The 19,164-nt window shown below is 60.1% G+C and carries 14 protein-coding genes and 1 pseudogene; 11 read left to right on the forward strand and 4 right to left on the reverse strand.

The genetic code is table 11. The features are described 5' to 3' along the window. The first annotated feature begins 297 nt into the window (after window positions 1-297). From topA to rpmG, 5 genes are all read left to right on the forward strand, one after another. Window positions 298-2,958 (forward strand): type I DNA topoisomerase, encoded by a 2,661-nt coding sequence (topA, locus tag BLP23_RS00235; protein WP_092583055.1) that lies wholly within the window; start codon window positions 298-300, stop codon window positions 2,956-2,958. A 2-nt stretch (window positions 2,959-2,960) separates the two neighbouring features. Next, entirely contained in the window at window positions 2,961-5,333 is a 2,373-nt protein-coding gene (rnr, locus tag BLP23_RS00240) for a ribonuclease R (protein WP_092583056.1), read from the forward strand. A 109-nt stretch (window positions 5,334-5,442) separates the two neighbouring features. Beyond that, the gene (locus tag BLP23_RS00245) at window positions 5,443-5,904 is read left to right on the forward strand and encodes a DUF983 domain-containing protein (RefSeq protein WP_092583057.1); all 462 of its coding nucleotides are present in this window, start codon (window positions 5,443-5,445) and stop codon (window positions 5,902-5,904) included. A 232-nt stretch (window positions 5,905-6,136) separates the two neighbouring features. Then, a complete protein-coding gene (locus BLP23_RS00250; protein ID WP_092584197.1) occupies window positions 6,137-7,321 on the forward strand; it encodes an MFS transporter in 1,185 nt (394 codons plus the stop codon). Window positions 7,322-7,414: 93 nt separating this feature from the next. Beyond that, window positions 7,415-7,582, forward strand: a complete 168-nt coding sequence (rpmG, locus tag BLP23_RS00255) for a 50S ribosomal protein L33 (protein WP_003547442.1) — start codon at window positions 7,415-7,417, stop codon at window positions 7,580-7,582. Window positions 7,583-8,328: 746 nt separating this feature from the next. Here the strand turns inward: rpmG and BLP23_RS00260 are convergent. Together BLP23_RS00260 and BLP23_RS00265 are read right to left on the reverse strand one after the other, a co-directional pair. Beyond that, a complete protein-coding gene (locus BLP23_RS00260; RefSeq protein WP_092583058.1) occupies window positions 8,329-9,702 on the reverse strand; it encodes a PleD family two-component system response regulator in 1,374 nt (457 codons plus the stop codon). Between the two features lie 18 nt (window positions 9,703-9,720). Further along, on the reverse strand, window positions 9,721-10,092 hold the full coding sequence (locus tag BLP23_RS00265) for a response regulator (protein WP_022714852.1): 372 nt from the start codon (window positions 10,090-10,092) through the stop codon (window positions 9,721-9,723). Between the two features lie 132 nt (window positions 10,093-10,224). Between BLP23_RS00265 and BLP23_RS00270 the strand changes: the two genes are divergently transcribed. Next, window positions 10,225-10,533 (forward strand): DUF3572 domain-containing protein, encoded by a 309-nt coding sequence (locus BLP23_RS00270; RefSeq protein WP_092583059.1) that lies wholly within the window; start codon window positions 10,225-10,227, stop codon window positions 10,531-10,533. A gap of 5 nt (window positions 10,534-10,538) precedes the next feature. After that, a complete protein-coding gene (locus tag BLP23_RS00275; RefSeq protein WP_092583060.1) occupies window positions 10,539-11,222 on the forward strand; it encodes a hypothetical protein in 684 nt (227 codons plus the stop codon). On the opposite strand, the gene BLP23_RS00280 is transcribed toward BLP23_RS00275, so the two are convergent. Beyond that, window positions 11,197-11,784, reverse strand: a complete 588-nt coding sequence (locus BLP23_RS00280; protein WP_092583061.1) for a GNAT family N-acetyltransferase — start codon at window positions 11,782-11,784, stop codon at window positions 11,197-11,199. The genes BLP23_RS00275 and BLP23_RS00280 overlap by 26 nt on opposite strands. A 78-nt stretch (window positions 11,785-11,862) precedes the next feature. On the opposite strand from BLP23_RS00280, the gene BLP23_RS00285 reads away from it, so the two are divergent. From BLP23_RS00285 to BLP23_RS00295, 4 genes and pseudogenes are all read left to right on the forward strand, one after another. Continuing rightward, complete coding sequence (locus tag BLP23_RS00285; RefSeq protein WP_092583062.1) at window positions 11,863-13,158, forward strand: DNA polymerase IV; 1,296 nt, start codon at window positions 11,863-11,865, stop codon at window positions 13,156-13,158. 138 nt (window positions 13,159-13,296) lie between these two features. Beyond that, window positions 13,297-14,535, forward strand: a complete 1,239-nt coding sequence (locus BLP23_RS00290; protein WP_092583063.1) for a L,D-transpeptidase family protein — start codon at window positions 13,297-13,299, stop codon at window positions 14,533-14,535. A gap of 81 nt (window positions 14,536-14,616) precedes the next feature. Then, window positions 14,617-14,793, forward strand: a complete 177-nt coding sequence (locus BLP23_RS33515) for a hypothetical protein (protein ID WP_167363810.1) — start codon at window positions 14,617-14,619, stop codon at window positions 14,791-14,793. Window positions 14,794-14,934: 141 nt separating this feature from the next. Then, window positions 14,935-15,461: pseudogene (locus tag BLP23_RS00295) on the forward strand (HIT family protein). A gap of 1 nt (window position 15,462) precedes the next feature. On the opposite strand, the gene dnaE reads toward BLP23_RS00295, so the two are convergent. After that, window positions 15,463-18,945, reverse strand: a complete 3,483-nt coding sequence (gene dnaE, locus BLP23_RS00300; RefSeq protein ID WP_092583064.1) for a DNA polymerase III subunit alpha — start codon at window positions 18,943-18,945, stop codon at window positions 15,463-15,465. Window positions 18,946-19,164: the final 219 nt, after the last annotated feature.

Genomic DNA, 19,164 nt, shown 5'->3' on the forward strand with positions numbered 1-19,164 from the left:
CGATTTATCACTGTTCTTCTTTTCAACCTTTGCCCGCCATGAAAGGCCCCTGGACGATGACGGAGCGCTGCTTTGCAAGGAGCCCTGGCCGCACTTGAAAAATTGATAACCCGGAGAACCCTAAATTGTAATTGGTCCTTAATCTCTCTTTGGTTGCATTGCGTTGTAACGCCTAAAATTCAGCAAACCCCTTGACCGAAGCGATTTCCCTGTCCATGTCGGAGGGCCGGTATTCTTCGAGCGGCAAGTATTACGCTCTTCTCCTCGCCGGGCGCGGTAGTTTTTTAGAGAATCATGATGAATGTTGTAGTGGTGGAATCGCCTGCCAAGGCCAAGACGATCAACAAGTATCTGGGCTCCGGATACAAGGTGCTCGCCTCCTTCGGCCATGTGCGCGATCTGCCTGCCAAGGACGGCTCTGTTCTTCCTGACCAGGACTTCGAAATGCTTTGGGAGGTCGACAGCGCCTCGGCCAAGCGCATGAAGGATATCGCAGATGCGGTAAAGTCTTCCGACGGGCTCATCCTCGCAACCGACCCGGATCGCGAGGGTGAAGCGATCTCCTGGCACGTGCTCGACGTCCTGAACAAGAAGCGCGTGCTGAACGGCAAGTCGGTGAAGCGCGTCGTCTTCAACGCCATCACCAAGAAGGCCGTTCTCGACGCGATGGCCGAGCCCCGGGACATCGATGTACCGCTCGTTGATGCCTATCTCGCACGCCGCGCGCTCGATTATCTCGTCGGCTTCAATCTTTCGCCGGTTCTATGGCGCAAATTGCCGGGCGCCCGTTCGGCCGGCCGCGTGCAATCGGTCGCGCTGCGTCTCGTCTGCGACCGCGAAACCGAGATCGAGCGCTTCATCTCGGAAGAATACTGGAACATCTCGGCCCTCCTGAAGACGCCGCGCGGGGATGAATTCGAGGCCAAGCTGGTTGCAGCCAATGGCAAACGGTTGCAGGCGCGATCGATCTCCAATGGCGAAGACGCCAGCAAGCTGAAATCCCTCCTCGAGGGCGCGACCTATGTCGTCGACAGCGTCGAGGCAAAGCCCGTCAAGCGCAACCCGGGACCGCCGTTCACGACTTCGACGCTGCAGCAGGCGGCCTCCTCCAAGCTTGGTTTTTCTGCATCACGCACGATGCAGATCGCCCAGAGACTGTACGAGGGTGTTGATATCGGTGGCGAGACGGTCGGTCTCATCACTTATATGCGTACCGATGGCGTGCAGATGGCACCCGAAGCGATCGATGCGGCGCGGCGCGCCATCGTCGATCAGTTCGGCGAGCGCTACATGCCGGAGAAGGCCCGTTTCTATTCCACCAAGGCAAAGAACGCCCAGGAAGCGCACGAAGCAATCCGTCCGACGGATTTTTACCGTTCGCCTGAACGCGTGCGGAAATTCCTCGATGCCGATCAGATCAAGCTCTACGACCTGATCTGGAAGCGCGGCATCGCGAGCCAGATGGCCTCAGCCGAAATCGAGCGCACGACGGCCGAAATCACTGCTGACAACAATGGCCAGAAGGCTGGCCTGCGCGCCGTCGGATCCGTCATCCGGTTCGACGGCTTCATCGCGGCCTACACCGACCAGAAGGAAGACGGCGAACAGAGCGACGAAGGCGACGAAGGCGGCCGCCTGCCGGAGATCAATGCGCGCGAGAACCTCGCAAAGCAGAAAATCAACTCGACGCAGCACTTCACCGAACCGCCGCCGCGCTATTCGGAAGCGACGCTGATCAAGAAGATGGAAGAGCTCGGCATCGGCCGTCCCTCCACCTACGCCGCGACGCTCGCAACGCTTCGCGACCGCGAATATGTGACGATCGACAAGCGCAAGCTGATCCCCCATTCCAAAGGACGGCTGGTGACGGCGTTCCTCGAGAGCTTCTTCACCAAATATGTCGAGTACGATTTCACTGCCGACCTGGAAGAGAAGCTCGACCGGATCTCGGCAGGCGAGCTCAACTGGAAACAGGTGCTTCGCGATTTCTGGAAGGACTTCTTCTCGCAGATCGAGGATACAAAGGAACTGCGCGTCACCAACGTGCTCGACTCGCTGAACGAACAGCTGGCGCCGCTCGTCTTCCCGAAGCGGGAGGACGGCAGCGATCCGCGCATCTGCCAGGTCTGCGGTACCGGCAACCTGTCGCTGAAGCTCGGCAAGTACGGCGCCTTCGTCGGCTGCTCGAACTATCCGGAATGCAACTACACCCGCCAGCTCACCTCCGAAAACGGCGCAGAAGCCGAAGGTGGGGCACAAAACGAACCGAAGAACCTCGGCACCGATCCGGTGACCGGCGAGGAGCTGACGCTGCGCTCCGGCCGCTTCGGTCCTTACATCCAGCGCGGCGACGGCAAGGATGCCAAGCGCGCTTCGCTGCCGAAGGGCTGGAAGCCGGAAGACATCGACTACGAGAAGGCGATGGCGCTGATCTCGCTTCCGCGCGACATCGGCAAGCATCCGGAAACCGGCAAGATGATCTCCTCCGGTATCGGGCGCTACGGGCCCTTCCTGCTGCATGACGGCGGCTATGCCAATCTGGAAAGCGTCGAGGACGTATTTTCGATCGGCCTCAACCGCGCGGTAACGCTGATTGCCGAAAAGGCGAACAAGGCTCCGGGCGGGCGCGGACGTGGAACACCTGCGGCGCTCAAGGAGTTGGGCGAGCATCCCGATGGCGGCGCGATCACCGTTCGTGATGGCAAGTATGGTCCCTATGTGAGCTGGGGCAAGGTGAACGCCACGCTGCCAAGGGGCAAGGATCCGCAGGCAATCACGGTCGAGGAAGCGCTGGCGCTGATCGCTGCCAAGGCCAGCAAGGCGCCGGCGGCCAAGGGCAGAGCAAGACCGAAGGCAAAGGCTGCCGCTTCCGAAGGCAAGGCGACGAAAAGCGCCGCCAAGCCCAAGGCTAAAGCCGCTGCGAAAGCGAAAGCGGCCGCGAAAACGAAGAAGAGCTGAGAGTGAGCAGGAATCCGCGCGAAAGAACGAAGACCATGGGCAAGCGCCCGGGGAAGATCGGCCGCGCGAGCCGCGATGCCACTCCCGTCGAACCGCTGAACATCGTGCACGGCGCATTGCCGTCGCGCGAAGTCATTTTGCGCTTCATCGCCGAACATCCGCAAAAGGCGTCCAAACGCGAACTCGCCAAGGCCTTCGGCCTCAAGGGCGACAGCCGCGTCGAACTCAAGCACATGCTGCGGGACCTCGAACAGGAAGGCATGCTGCAGAAGACACGGAAGTCGCTGATCCGGCCGGGCGCACTGCCGCCTGTAACCGTTCTCGACATTACCACACGCGACAAGGACGGCGAACTGATCGGCCGGCCGGCGGAATGGCCGGAGGATCAGGGCGTTGCGCCTGCAGTCGCGATCCGCCAGACGTCCCCTGCCGGCCGCCAGGGCAAAGGCAAGACACCCGTTGCCGGAATGGGCGACCGCGTCGTGGCGAAGATTTTCCCGGCCGCTGACCGCGGCGGACCGGCCTATAGCGCGCGCATCATAAAGATCATCGACAAGCGCCGCGGCGCGACCATGGGTGTTTTCCGTACCGCCCCCGGCGGCGCTGGACGGCTGCTGCCGATCGAACGGCGTGGCGAAGAAATGCTGATCGATCCGGACTATACCGGCGACGCCAAGGACGGCGACCTCGTCGAAGTCGAGATCGCGCGTCTCGGACGCTTCGGCCTGCCGCGTGCAAAGGTGCTGTCGGTCGTCGGTTCCGTCGCCTCGGAAAAGGCGATCTCGATGATTGCGATCCACGCGCACGGAATTCCGCATGTCTTCCCGCAGCCGGTGATCGACGAAGCCGATGCGGCCAGGCCAGCGACAATGTCGCATCGCGAGGATTGGCGCGACGTGCCGCTGATCACCATCGACCCCGCCGATGCGAAGGATCACGACGACGCGGTCTATGCCGAACCGGATCCCTCCCCCGACAACCCGGGCGGCGTGATCATCACCGTGGCGATCGCCGATGTCTCCTACTATGTGAGACCCAATTCGGCACTCGACCGCGAAGCACTGAAGCGCGGCAATTCGGTTTATTTCCCCGATCGCGTCGTGCCGATGCTGCCGGAGCGCATCTCCAACGATCTCTGCTCGCTGAAAGAAGGCGTCGAGCGACCGGCGCTTGCCGTGCGTATGGTCTTTTCGAAAGAAGGCCGGAAGGCCGGGCATACGTTCCACCGCATCATGATGAAAAGTGCGGCGAAGCTTTCTTACAGCAACGCGCAGGCGGCGATCGACGGCAAGCCAGACGACAAGACCGGGCCGATGTTGGAACCGATCCTGAAGCCGCTCTGGCACGCCTACGAAGTGATAAGGCGCGGCCGTGACAGGCGCCAGCCGCTCGAACTCGATATGCCCGAGCGCAAGATCCTGCTGAAACCGGACGGCACGGTGGACCGCGTCGTCGTGCCGCCGCGGCTCGACGCGCACAAGCTGATCGAAGAAATGATGATCCAGGCCAATGTCTGCGCGGCCGAAACGCTCGAGAAGAAACGTCAGGTGCTGATCTATCGCATCCACGACGGCCCGACGCTCGCCAAGCAGGAGATCCTGCGCGAATTTCTGGCAACGCTCGGCATCTCGCTTGCCAAGGGCGGCAATGTGCGGGCGAACAGCTTCAACGGCATCCTGGCAAAAGCCGAGAACACCCCGCATCAGACGATGGTCAACGAGATGGTCCTGCGCTCCCAGAGCCAGGCGATCTACAGCCCGGAAAATATCGGCCATTTCGGGCTGAACCTGATGAAATATGCGCATTTCACCTCACCGATCCGCCGCTATGCGGACCTGATCGTTCATCGTGCGCTGGTCGGCTCGCTCGGTCTCGGCGAAGGCGGCATCACACCGGAGGAAGAAGCCGCGCTCGACGACATCGCCGCTGAAATCTCCACCTTCGAGCGCCGTGCAATGGCCGCAGAGCGCGAGACGGTCGACCGGCTGGTCGCCCATCATCTCAGCACGCGTGTCGGGGAAGAGTTCAAGGCGCGCGTATCGGGCGTCACGAAAGCGGGACTATTTGTCGCCCTGCCTGACTATGGAGCCGACGGCTTCGTACCTATATCTACGCTCGGCACGGACTACTTCATCTACGATGAGGCACATCAAGCGCTGTCGGGTGAGAGGACGGGGCTCGGGTACCGTCTCGGAGACGATGTCACCGTGAAGCTAGCCGAAGCGATCCCACTGGCCGGCGCGCTTCGCTTCGAGATGATAAGCGAAGGACGCAACATGCCGACGGCAGTGCGCTCGTTCCACAAGGCAGGCCGCCGTGACAACCGGCAGGCCCGCAAGATGGCCGGGACAAGGCCGCCAAGGGGGCGGCTATAGGGCATCCTTTTCGGGGATGCTCTGCATTTGAAGTTAGGAGCGTCCCTTCTCCGCCAGCGGCGGATTGCCGGCGCTCCATGCGTGTAGGGACGCTCGAAAAGGAAAGATCATGACCACTGCCTCGACCGAACAACCGGTCCGCTACGGGGACGCAGAAAAGTCCGAGCGTCCGCTCGGCCGCTCCATCATGCGCGGCATGCTGAACAGTTGTCCGCATTGCGGCAGCGGCAAGCTTTTCAGGGCTTATCTGAAGCCCGTCGACCATTGCGCCGCCTGCGGCGAGGCCATGCATCATCACCGCTCCGATGACCTGCCGCCCTATCTCGTCATCCTCGTTCTCGGCCACGTCGTGGTCGGCGGCTACATGATGACCGACATGATCTGGCCGCTGCCGCTCTGGCTGACGCTGGCGATCTGGGCTCCCATCACCGTTCTGACCGCCCTCGTCTCGATCCAGCCGATCAAGGGCGGCGTGATCGGCCTGCAATGGGCGCTTCGCCTGCATGGTTTCGGCGACCAGAACGACGATCACGACGACTACGATATCCCCGGCCGCGGGCGCTCATCGTAAGCAGTCCTGCACCTTCACCGTCCAGACATAATTCGCGTGTAGTGGGCAACGCTCGCCGGCGCTGCAGGATTGCAACGCCAGTCCTGAGCGAACACGAGCTGGATTATTTGATCTATTGCCATCGGCACCGGACTTTCCGTAAAGCACACCCCGTCACTTGGATTTGGCACGAGTGTGCCTTTCTATGTGCCACAAAACGGGCGATTCGTTTCAGTCATTCAAGGATGGATTCATGTCTCAGCCGAGAAACGGCACACCGGGCGATGTCGAGGAAATCCATTGGCCGTCGCTGGTTGCCGCCGTCTCGTCGATTTCCGCTGTCGGCATCGCGATCGGCCTCGGACTTCCGCTTCTCAGCATCATCCTGGAAAAGCGCGGTATCCCCTCAACGCTCATCGGCCTGAATACGGCCATGGCGGGCATCGCCGCCATGGCCGCTGCCCCGATCACCACAAAGCTCGCGCATAAATACGGGGTGGCCCCGACAATGCTGTGGGCGGTGGTGATTTCGGCGCTCAGCTCGCTCGGATTTTACTACGCCGAGAATTTCTGGCTTTGGTTTCCTTTGCGCTTTGCATTCCACGGCGCCACGACGACACTGTTCATCCTGTCCGAGTTCTGGATCAATGCCGCCTCACCGCCTACGAAACGAGGCTTCGTGCTTGGCATCTACGCGACAGTGCTATCGCTCGGTTTCGCAGCAGGCCCCCTGCTCTTCTCGATTCTCGGCAGCGATGGAATACTGCCCTTTCTTGTTGGCGCAGCCGCGATCCTGCTTGCGGCCATTCCGATCTTTATCGCGCGACACGAAAGCCCGATCCTGGAAGAAAAGCCGGAGCTGCACTTCATGCGCTACGTCTTCCTGGTACCGACGGCAACGGCCGCAGTCTTCATTTTCGGCGCGGTCGAGGCGGGCGGCCTTTCACTGTTCCCGATCTATGCAATCCGCGCGAACTTCACCGAATCGCAGGCGGCACTGCTGCTGACGGTGATGGGTATCGGCAATGTGATCTTTCAAATTCCGGTCGGAATGCTCTCCGACCGGATATCCGACAAGCGCCCGCTGCTTGCCGCCATGGCCTTCATGGGCCTTATCGGCTCGCTGATGCTTCCGCTACTGTCCCACAGCTGGATCATGATGGCAGCGGTCCTGCTTTTCTGGGGCGGTTGCGTTGCCGGCCTCTACACCGTCGGCCTCAGCCACCTCGGTTCCCGGCTGACAGGTTCCGATCTTGCAGCGGCGAATGCCGCCTTCGTCTTCTGTTATGCCGTCGGCACCGTTGCCGGCCCGCAGGCAATCGGGGTTGCCATCGACGTTGCCGGAAACAATGGTTTTGCATATGCGATTGCCTGTTTCTTCGGGCTTTATGCCTTGCTGGCGGGCATAAGGCTGCTTTTCCTGCGAAAGCGGGCTTGACTTTTCGGGCCGGATTCGTAGTTTCGCGCCAGAATTTGCCGTGGGGCCCATCCGGCTTTCCACGGCTTTCATTTTCGTAAAGGCAGGACAACCATGGCCAAGGCTACTACAATCAAGATAAAGCTGCTGTCGACGGCCGACACCGGTTTCTTCTACGTCACGACGAAGAACAGCCGTACGATGACGGACAAGATGACGAAGACCAAGTATGACCCGGTCGCTAAGAAGCATGTCGAGTTCAAGGAAACCAAGATCAAGTAATTCTTGATCTCAGGTTGTTTAAAAAGCGCGCGCCGTCTGGCTGCGCGCTTTTTTCATTCGTGGATTGTGTTTTGCCCTGTCAGCGGAAACAAAAACGCCGTCTTTCTCCGTGATAGGAAAGACGGCGTTTTTCCGGCAAAGGGGGTCGGCCAGCAGGCAAGGCGGCACGAGGAACCGCGAAAAGTTGCGAGCTAGCCGACCGGACCCCACGACCCAGGAGATGCGGCGGACCTGAGCATCATGGGGTATGCAGACTCCTCAACAGGGAGTGCTTTTCTCTTATGAGCCAATAATTTGCGCATAAACGAAAGAAAATCAACAAATTCTTAATGATGAGAAATTCCTGCCTGCTCCTATGGTTAAAAGTCCAATTTTGGGGCAGGTGGAGATCAGCCTAATGACTTAGGCCCTCAGGAAATGAACCAGCTTTGCAAAGAAACCAATAGGCACATAGCAGTAACTTTGCCGGATGTTGACGTTACGTAAGGTCGCAACATTTCCGTTCGGGAAATAGCACTGCCCGCATAGCGGCTTGCCGCTATCCGTGTATTCTTTAACAGAGCGCCTTTGTTCTTCCCGCTGCAGCAGATGCACCCTAAGAAGGTCACCGAAGGCAGTGATCCATTTCCGGGTCTTTTCCACAAAAGAAGCGCGTCCTTTGCCAAAGCCACGATTACAAATTTGTAATATTCGGCGTTTTCCGGTGGAAAACGATGTCCTGTACCGGCCCTGAGACAGTATTGCAGTCAGGCTGCAGCAGCAACGACGCGGTTCCGGCCGGTGTTCTTTGCTTCATAAAGAGCAAGATCGGCCTGCTTCATAAGCTGGTCCGGCGTGATGACCGAGGATAGGCGCGAAGAGATACCGAAGGAGGCGGTGACTTTCAGCTCCTGCCCTGCCGATTTCAACCCAAAAGGAATGCTTTCGACGGAGGCCCGCAGACGCTCGGCAACCGCGGCAGCCACCTCAGGCGACGTATCCGGCATCACCACGACGAACTCCTCGCCACCATAGCGGCAGGCCAGATCGGCGCCGCGGACGGTCGAGCGGATGCGGTTGGCAAATTCCTTGAGCACCTCGTCGCCGGCATCATGGCCGTGCGTGTCGTTCACCTGCTTGAAGCGGTCGATGTCGGTGATCAACACCGATAGTGGACGCCCCCGGGCCATCGAGCGGTTGAAGAGAACCTTGAGATGATTGTCGAGGTAACGGCGGTTGTTGAGACCCGTCAGCGGATCGGTGACGGCAAGCTCGATGGTCTGCTTGACGCTGGCGCGCAGGCGGTCGTTGAAGCGCTTGCGGCGGATCTGGGTCAGGCCACGGGCGACGAGTTCGTTCGTGTCGACCGGACGGACGATGTAGTCGTTGACGCCGAGATCGAGCGCCCGGATGACCATATCGTCAGCGCCCTGCTCGGTTATGATCAGGATCGGCAGAAAACGGGTACGCTCCAGCGAACGGAATTGCGAGCAGAGCCGCAGGGGATCGTAATCGTCGAAATTGGCGTTGACGATCACGAGTTCGAAAGCGTTCTCGGCAGCTTCGAACAGGGCTGCCTGCGGGTCGGAAATGGCCGTCACATCGGCGATCGGCTTCAGCGCCTTGACGATACGCTCCTGCGAATTGGCGCGGCTGTCGACCAATAGAATCTGTCCGGCTTCTTCCGGGCGCCCTTCCCCGGCACGGAGCAGATCGTCGATCCCCATCGTCTCGGCCGTTTCGGCGCGGATGCGCAGTTCATCGCTCAGCGTCTTCAGGCGCAGAAGGCTTTTCACGCGGGAGATGAGCTGCAGGTCGTTGACCGGCTTGGTCAAGAAATCATCGGCGCCCGCCTTCAGGCCGCGCACGCGGTCAGCCGGCTGGTCCAGCGCCGTCACCATCACGACGGGAATATGCGAGGTCTTCGCGCTCGCCTTCAGACGCGTGCAGACCTCGAAGCCGTCAAGCCCTGGCATCATCACATCGAGGAGGATGAGATCGACCTGGTTGCGCTCGCAGATCGCCAGTGCCTGATAACCGTCCGCCGCCGTCAGCACGTCGAAATATTCCGCGAGAAGCCGCGCTTCGAGCAGCTTCACATTCGCCGGAATATCATCAACCACCAATATGCGCGCAGTCATAAACGTCTTTCAGATGCGCTAGGCATCACCGAGATAGGTCTTGATCGTTTCAATGAACTTCGGAACCGAGATGGGCTTGGAGACATAGGCTTCGCAGCCGCCCTGACGGATACGCTCCTCGTCGCCCTTCATTGCAAAGGCCGTCACCGCAATCACCGGGATGACATGCAGTTCGTCGTCTTCCTTCAGCCATTTGGTAACCTCCAGGCCTGATACCTCCGGAAGCTGGATATCCATAAGGATCAGGTCCGGCTTGTATTTTCGAGCAAGATCAAGCGCTTCCATCCCGTTTCGGGTCTGAATTGTCGTATAGCCGGACGCCTCGATCAGGTCGCGAAAGAGCTTCATGTTGAGCTCGTTATCTTCTACAATCATCACCTGTTTGGGCATGGCACGCTTGTCCCTACGTCTCGTCCCTGCAGCCGATCGCGCCGTGACAGAAGACTGCGCGCACGAATCCAGGAAACCGATAGTGGTAAACTACCGGTATTTGGTTGAAGAAAAGGTAACTTACCCGGCGAAATGCAAAGCAACTTCAAGACTTCCAAACAATTAGCCGCAGACCCCCAGGAAACGGCGATTGCCGTTCTCAGCTGGCTGGCGAACGAACCCGACATGTTCTCGCGTTTTCTGGCGCTGACGGGCGTGGAGCCTGCCCAGGTCCGCAACGCCGTCCACGATCCTGGCTTCCTTGCCGGCATGCTGGATTTCCTGATGAACCATGAGCCAACGGCGGTGGCCTTCTGCGAAGCGACCGGCACGAAGCCCGATACGCTCGCTGCCGTTTGGCGGCATTTCTCTTCTCCCGGCCTCGATTCGGGAGAATACTGAGCGCAATGGAGACCGGAACTTTCGACATCTCGCATGTGCCGCTGGGCGACCGGCCGCTGATCGTCTGCGACGTCGACGACGTCGTGCTGCAGTTCATCGATCCCTTTCAGCGGTTTCTTCTCAGCGAAGGGCATGAGCTTTTGCCGCGTTCCTTTCATCTCCATGGCAATATCGTTTCTAAAGATGGGGTTGCGCTCGAGGTTATCCATGTCAGCCGGCTGATCGAAACCTTCTTCGAACGCCAGGAGGAGTGGCAGCTGCCGCTTTCGCTGGCCGCGGAGACGCTCGGCAGGCTCTCCGCCACGGCCGATATCGTTTTCCTGACCGCAATGCCGCCGGTCTATGCGGATCAGCGGCGGCGGTTGCTCGACCGCTTCAACCTCCCCTACCCTCTGCTTGCGACCCGTCAGCCGAAAGGGCCGATCGTCAAGGCGCTGCATGGCGTGCGCTCCCTGCCCGTCGCTTTCATCGACGACATGGCGGTCAATCTTCATTCGGTGCGCGAACATGTCGATAACTGCCTTCTGCTGCATCTGATGCCGGTCTCCGAAATTCACCGTTTCGCACCTGCGGCTATGGACGACATTCAGCGGATTCACGACTGGAACGAGGCTGCATCGCTGATCGGAAGTCATTTCACTGAAGCCGACGCAGCCCGGAGCCTCACTGCAGCAAATCCAACCGCATGAGCGGCCGCCCCTCCTTTCGCCGTGCCACCGGCTCGAAGCCCGCCGCATCGAAGATTGCGGTCGAGCCGATGCAGAGCGTGACCGACTTCGACTGCTTCGTATGGTCGATGGGACAGCCTTCGAGACAGCGCGCGCCGTTTTGCCGCGCGTGATCGATCGCGCCCTGCAGCAGGCGATGACTGAGACCTTTGCCACGTAGTGGCGGCGAAAGAAAAAAACAGCTCACGGCCCAGATGGACGGGTCCAGCACATCGCCCTCCTCCAGCGGCCGGGAAACCGTGCGCGGCGAGTTGAATTGGGCAACATCTTGGCGCGGTCCCACCTGCACCCAGGCGACCGGCTGGCCATCCGCATAGGCGAGAATGCCGGGCGGCGGACCGGCGGCGATGCGGTTTCTGATATACTCTTTCCGCTCATCCGGCCGCATTTTGGTGCGCACTGCATACGGCAATCTGAGAGCCACGCACCAGCAGTCACAGAAGGCACCGCGCGGGCCGAAGAGCATCTCGAAATCTGTCCAGCGCTCCGGCGTCACCGGCTCAAAACGCAGATCGATATCCAAAGCCAAACCTCTCCCGTCTCTTGAGACTCGGAAGTTTAAGGCGTAGTCTCACAATGTTCAATCTTTGTTCTCGCCCCGATGACGCCCACCCCTAACACGACAACACCCGGCTTCTGTCGCGACTGCCTTGCCGAGCAGAAGGGCGAGGCACGCCGCTGCATGGCTTGCGGCAGTCCGCGCCTCGTGCGGCACAAGGAACTCTATGATCTGACCCTCGCACATATTGATTGCGACGCGTTCTATGCGGCGGTGGAAAAGCGCGACAATCCGGAGCTCGCCGACAAGCCGGTCATCATCGGCGGCGGCAAGCGCGGCGTCGTGTCCACCGCCTGCTACATCGCCCGCATCCACGGTGTTCGCTCCGCCATGCCGATGTTCAAGGCGCTGGAGGCATGCCCGCAGGCGGTCGTCATCCGTCCCGATATGGACAAGTACGTCAAGGTCGGACGCGAGGTCCGCACCATGATGCAGGAGCTGACGCCACTTGTGCAGCCGCTTTCGATCGATGAGGCATTCCTCGAACTCGGCGGCACCCAGCGCCTGCACCATGACCCGCCGGCCCGCACGCTCGCGAAATTCGCCCGCCGAGTGGAAAAGGAAATCGGTATCACGGTTTCCGTCGGGCTGTCTTACTGCAAGTTCCTCGCCAAGGTGGCCTCAGACCTGCAGAAGCCGCGCGGCTTTTCCGTCATCGGCCGCGAAGAAGCCGTGGAGTTTTTAGCGCCGCGCCCGGTAACGACGATCTGGGGCGTGGGCAAGGCTCTCGCCGCAACGCTCGAAGCGGACGGCGTGCGCACAATCGGGCAATTGCAGACGATGGAGGAAACGGACCTGATGCGCCGCTACGGCAGTATCGGCCAGAGGCTTGCGCGCCTTTCGCGCGGCATCGACGACCGCGAGGTTCACCTCAACGATCCGGCAAAGAGCGTCTCCTCGGAGACGACCTTCTTCGACGATATTTCACGCTATGACGAACTGGTGCCGATCCTGCGCAGTCTCTCAGAGAAGGTCTCCTGGCGGCTGAAGAAGAGCGGCATTGCCGGCAATACCGTCGTTTTGAAGATGAAGACGGCGGACTTCAGGTCCCGCACGCGCAACCGGAAGCTGGAAGACCCGACGCAGCTTGCCGACAGGATTTTCCGGACCGGCATCGAGCTTCTGCAGAAGGAAACGGACGGCACGAAATTCCGCCTGATCGGCATCGGCGTCACCGACCTTTGCGACCCGGCGAGGGCCGACCCGCCGGACCTCATCGATCAGCAATCCACGCGGCGCGCGGCGGCGGAAACCGCGATGGACAAGCTGCGCGAGAAATTCGGCAAGAAGACCGTGGAGACCGGCTATACGTTCGGCAGCGGCAAACGCGACGGATAATCCGGCAATCGCAAGTCACGGCCGTGCGGCCCAAAGATCACCAAAGCGTGAGCGCCAATCCAACGACGAATGCTCAAGCCTTCCTTAAGCATCGTGCCGTAATTATGCCGGACACGTATTGCGTATTGGTTGGCTCACATGTTCTCGCGTTTTGTTTTCGGCCTCGGCTTGCTGTCGGCGACCGCACTCGTCAATCACCCGGCCCTTGCAGTGGACGCCCGTACCCTGCAAATCTTTGTTTCCAAGGACAAGCAGTCGCTTGTCGTCTATGACGGCACAGAGGTGATCGCGACCTCGAAAGTCTCGACCGGCAAGGCCGGTCACACGACGCCGAACGGCATCTTTTCCGTTCTCGAAAAGAAGAAATACCACGAGTCCAACCTCTATTCTGCAGCTCCGATGCCCTGGATGCAGCGACTGACCTGGTCTGGCATCGCGCTTCATGAATCGAATTCCGTGCCGCGCTATCCAGCCTCCCATGGCTGCGTGCGCATGCCCGCCGCCTTTGCCAAGCAACTCTACAAGATGACGGATCTCAGCGTGCCGGTCATCATCAGCGATGCCGAACTGGCACCCCAGCCCATTGCCCATCCAAATCTCTTCCGTCCCGATCTGCCGGAACCGCCACTCCTGCTTTCGGATGCGGAACTGCGCCCGGCGATCGGCGAAAACCGCGGCGAGCCTGTTCAGCTTGCGATGAACAGCGCCGCGCCATCGCCTGTCGCGCAGGTCGCGGCACCGGAAACCACCGATCCGATCCGCATTCTCATCACCCGGCGCACCGAGCGCGAGACGGTCATCGATATCCAGACCTATCTCAACCAGCTGGGTTTCTCGACGGGCACACCCGACGGCCTTGTCGGCACGGCCACCATTCAGGCCATCAACACCTTCAAGGCACTGCGGCCGGCGCAATTCAAAGGTGACAAAGCGCTCGTCAGCGAAACTCTCCTTAGGGAAGTTTACGCGGCGGCAGGAAAAGGCCAGCCGCCGAACGGCATCATCATGGTGCGGCAGGATTTCATGCCGGTCTTCGAGGCGCCGCTGACGATCGACAATCCACGGCAGGCACTTGGCACGCATTTCTTCGCGCTGCACACCGTCGACGTCAAAAACGGCAAGGCCGACTGGCTTGGCGTGACCCTTAGGAACGATCTTTCCAGGCAGGCAATGAAGCGGCTCGGGATCGTCGCCAACGAGAGTTCGATCGTAGCTGGCACGCCGATCGCCAACGCGCTCGACCGCATCACGATATCCGAGGAAATACGTCGCCGGATCGGCGGCATGCTGGCGGCAGGCTCGACGCTGACGGTTTCCGACACCGGCATCGGCCCAGAGACCGGCGCCGGCACGGATTTCATCACAATTACGCGCTAGAGTGTCTTCCTTCAGCGTCCGCCGCTCGACGGTTTCCATGCTGAGCGGATCATTCCGAAAGAGGGTTTTGCAAGAGGACATATGGAGGTGACGAACGGCATCATCGCCTTCGATCATCACGGGCTTGCGGGCGCGAACGAGGGTGGGCATCTCGTCATCCCGGGTGGGGCTGCGCGATCGAGGGAGTCGATTTCGATCCGCTCGGCACGGCCGAGCTATACCGACGCAAGATGCTGGGTCCTGATGAGATCTGCTTGACCCAATCCCACGGGCGCGCAACTCATTGATAGCAGAGACACTCGCAAGAGGCAGCTAAGGCGTTAAAAACAACCTTCGCTCGCAGTTAAAGGGCAGCGCAAGAGACCTTGATTTATGCGCATGGTCCTGATGATGTTCACCATGAGCAAACGCCAGCCGTTCAATCTGGATGCCTACCTGCGCGATTTAGCGACTAGGCCCTGTTTTATCTGCGGACTGGTGAGCGGAGATCCTGCGTTCTTCCATCATCGCATTTTCGAGGATGAGGAAACGATCATCTTTCTCAGTAAGTATCCAACGCTGCCCGGATACTGTCTGGTTTCACCAAAGAAACACCGCGAGGACTTGGCTCAGGATCTCTCGACCGAAGAATACCTGCGATTGCAAGGGCATGTACACCTCTTGTCTCGGCGCTGAAAAAAGCATTCGAGGCTGAAAGAATCTACGTTCTTTCACTCGGCAGCCAGCAAGCCAACAGCCACCTCCATTTCCATGTGGTTCCTCTGCCCGCAGGCGTGCCGCTCGAAGAGCAGCAGTACCATGCGCTCATGGCCGAGCATGGCGTGCTGCAGGTTCCCGGCGCCGAGATGGCACGGCTAGCCGAGCAGATCACCCAAGCCTTTCTTCAGGAACGGGCGTTACCTGATTCTCGTTCAGGCAGTTCATGACCTAGACAAGCTCGACATCGACGATGCCGGGGGCGGCACGCAAGGCGGCGGCAATTTCCGGTGTGATGCGGTATTTTTGCGGCAGCTCGACCTCGACCTCGCGCTTGCCGTCCTCCTTGATGACGATGAAGGAAACCAGGCCGTCGCCCTTGGCGTTCAGGTGCGCCGCAACGGCGCGCAGAGGTCCGGAATCGCGGACATAAACGCGCAGCGACTTCTGCATCTGCAGCGACTTTTCCTCGAGCGACTGGATCGTCTGCAAGCGCAGACCGACGCCTTCCGGCCGCTCCTCGCCGGTGGCGGTTAGCACAAAGGACTTCCCGGGTTCCAGCACGTCGCGATACTGGTTCAGCATTTCGGAGAACAGCACAGCTTCGAACTGTCCGGACGAATCCGAAAATACGATGATGCCCATCTTGTTGCCGGTGCGCGTCTTGCGCTCCTGCTTCGAAATGACAGTCCCGGCAAGTCGGGCATTGGTTGCGCCCTGCTTCACGGCGGCGGAGAATTCCGCAAACGTCTGGACTCGCATCTTCTGCAGGATGTTGTTGTAGCTGTCCAGCGGGTGCGCCGTCAGGTAGAAGCCCAGCACCTGGAACTCCTTGAGCAGCCGCTCCGAAGCGAGCCAGGGCGAAAACGGCGGCAACGCGATTTTCTCCGGCCCGGACGACAGCGCGCCGCCGAAGATATCCGACTGGCCGCTCAGCTTATTTTCCTGCGCGCGCTGGGCATAGCCCAGAATGCGATCAAGACCGGCTGCGAGCTGGGCGCGATCCTGGCCGAAGCAATCGAAGGCGCCGGCATAGATCAGGCTTTCCAGCACGCGTCGGTTGACCTGGCGCGGATCGATACGCAGGCAGAAATCCTCGATGCTGGCAAAAGCCTTGTCGCCGCGGACCTCGACAATGTGATCGACGGCATTTTCGCCGACGCCCTTCAGCGCCGCCAATGCGTAATAAATGCGGTTGTCGCCGGTTTCAAATTGGCGGAACGAGCTTTGAACCGAGGGCGCGATGACCTCGATGCCGAGGCGCTTAGCATCCTGCCGGAAATCGTTGACCTTATCGGTGTTCGACATATCGAGCGTCATCGACGCGGCCAGGAACTCGACCGGGTAATGCGCTTTCATGTAGGCCGTCTGATAAGAGACGATCGCGTAAGCGGCGGCGTGCGACTTGTTGAAGCCGTAGTTTGCGAACTTTGCCAGCAGTTCGAAGATGTTGTCGGCTTGCGGCTTCGACACGCCGTTTCTCATGGCACCGTCGACGAAGCGTTCGCGCTGCTGGTCCATTTCCGCCTTGATCTTCTTGCCCATGGCGCGGCGCAGAAGATCGGCTTCGCCGAGCGAATAACCGGACAGGACCTGGGCGATCTGCATCACCTGTTCCTGATAGACGATGACGCCCTGTGTCTCCTTGAGCAGGTGATCGATCATCGGATGGATCGACTCGACTTCTTCTTCCCCATGCTTGCGGGCATTGTAGGTCGGGATGTTTTCCATCGGGCCCGGGCGGTAAAGGGCGACGAGGGCGATGATATCCTCGATGCAGTCCGGCTTCATGCCGATCAGCGCCTTACGCATGCCGGCACTTTCCACCTGGAAGACGCCCACCGTTTCGCCGCGAGAGAGCATCTCGTAGGTTTTCTTGTCATCGAGCGGGATCGCGGCGAGGTCCACCTTGATGCCGCGTTTGGCCACGAAATCTACCGCAACTTTCAGTACCGTCAGCGTTTTCAGGCCGAGGAAGTCGAACTTTACGAGGCCGGCCTGCTCGACCCATTTCATGTTGAACTGGGTGACCGGCATATCGGAGCGCGGGTCGCGGTACATCGGAACCAGCTTCGACAGCGGCCGGTCGCCGATGACGATGCCGGCGGCGTGCGTCGAGGCGTGGCGGTAAAGGCCCTCGATCTTCTGGGCGATATCGAGCAGGCGCGCCACCACGGGCTCCTTTGCTGCCTCCTCCTGAAGCTTCGGCTCCTCCTCGATCGCCTTGGAGAGCGGCGTCGGATTGGCCGGATTGTTCGGCACCAGCTTGCAGATCTTGTCGACCTGGCCATAAGGCATTTCCAGCACACGGCCGACATCGCGGAGGGCAGCGCGCGCCTGCAGCGAACCAAAGGTGATGATCTGCGCCACCTGCTCGCGGCCGTATTTCTGCTGCACGTAGCGGATCACCTCTTCGCGGCGGTCCTGGCAGAAGTCGATGTCGAAGTCGGGCATCGAGACGCGTTCCGGATTGAGGAAGCGTTCGAAGAGCAGCGAAAAGCGCAAAGGGTCGACGTCGGTGATCGTCAGCGCATAGGCGACGAGCGAGCCTGCACCGGAACCGCGGCCGGGGCCAACTGGAATGTCATGCTGCTTTGCCCATTTGATGAAGTCCGCAACGATCAGGAAGTAGCCTGGAAACCGCATGCGCTCGATGACGCTGAGTTCGAATTCCAGCCGTTCGCGGTAATCTTTCTCCTCATAGCCGGGCGACATGCCGAGGGTGGAAAGGCGCATGTCGAGCCCCTCCTCCGCCTGCCGGCGGAGCTCCAGCGCTTCGGCGCGTTCCGCCTCCTCGGGATCGTCAGTGGCGCCGGTAAAGCGCGGCAGGATGGGCTTACGGGTCTTCAGTACGAAGGAGCAGCGGCGGGCGATCTCGACCGTGTTTTGCAGCGCTTCCGGCAGATCGGCAAAGAGCTTCGCCATTTCCGCGCGGCTCTTCAAATAGTGGTCCGGCGTCAAGCGGAAGCGGCTGTCGTCCGAGACGATGGCGTTATGGGCAACGGCCATCAGTGCATCATGGGCATCATAATCGTCGCGCGTCGGGAAGAAGGCCTCGTTGGTCGCCACCAGCGGCAGATCGTGCTCATAAGCAAGCCCCACGACCTTCTGCTCATGGCGCTTGTCATAGGTTCCGTGGCGCTGCAATTCGACATAGAGCCGGTCTGGGAAGAGGCGCTTCAGGGCAAGCAGCCGGGTTTGCGCCTGCGCGGCATGCCCCTGCTTCAGTGCCATATCGATGGGACCGCCAAGCGCACCCGTCAGCGCGATCAGCCCCTCGGTTCCGGCCTCTTCCAGCCAGGATGCCCTGATATGGACCGCCTGGTTGTCTTCGCCGCCGAGATAAGCGCGGCTGACGAGATCGACGAGCCGTTCGTAGCCTGCCGCGGTCGCGGCAAGCACGACGATCGAGGGCAGCTTGGCCAGCGCCTGCTGACCGCCGCGCCTTTCTGTCTCCAGGCCGTCCATATCGATGGACAGCTGGCAGCCGATGATCGGCTGCAGCCCCTCTTCCATGGCCTTTTGCGAAAATTCGAGAGCGACGAACAGATTGTTGGTATCTGTGACGGCGATCGCCGGCTGGCCATCGCCCGATGCCTTGTAAAGGATCTTCTTCAGCGGCAGCGCGCCTTCAAGCAGTGAATAAGCCGAGTGGACACGCAGATGCACGAAACCCGGCGTACCGCCGACGAAGCCGCTCTCCGCATCCGCCATCTCATACCCTTCCAATCGCCCGAATGAATCGGTTTTCATTGTCGGTGTTGATGACAGCGATGTCCAGAAGCAGTCCCTTGTGCGGACCGCATGAAAGCGATGCGGTCCCCTGAAAAATTACATTGCCATGAGGATCAACGAAAAGCTGGCAACGAACATTGCAATGGAGGTGAATGCTGCGATATCACGGATCATGTCAGTCATCGGGCTCTCCTTTAC

This window comes from Rhizobium mongolense subsp. loessense (genome assembly GCF_900099775.1).
GTDB classification, from domain to species: Bacteria; Pseudomonadota; Alphaproteobacteria; order Rhizobiales; family Rhizobiaceae; genus Rhizobium; species Rhizobium loessense.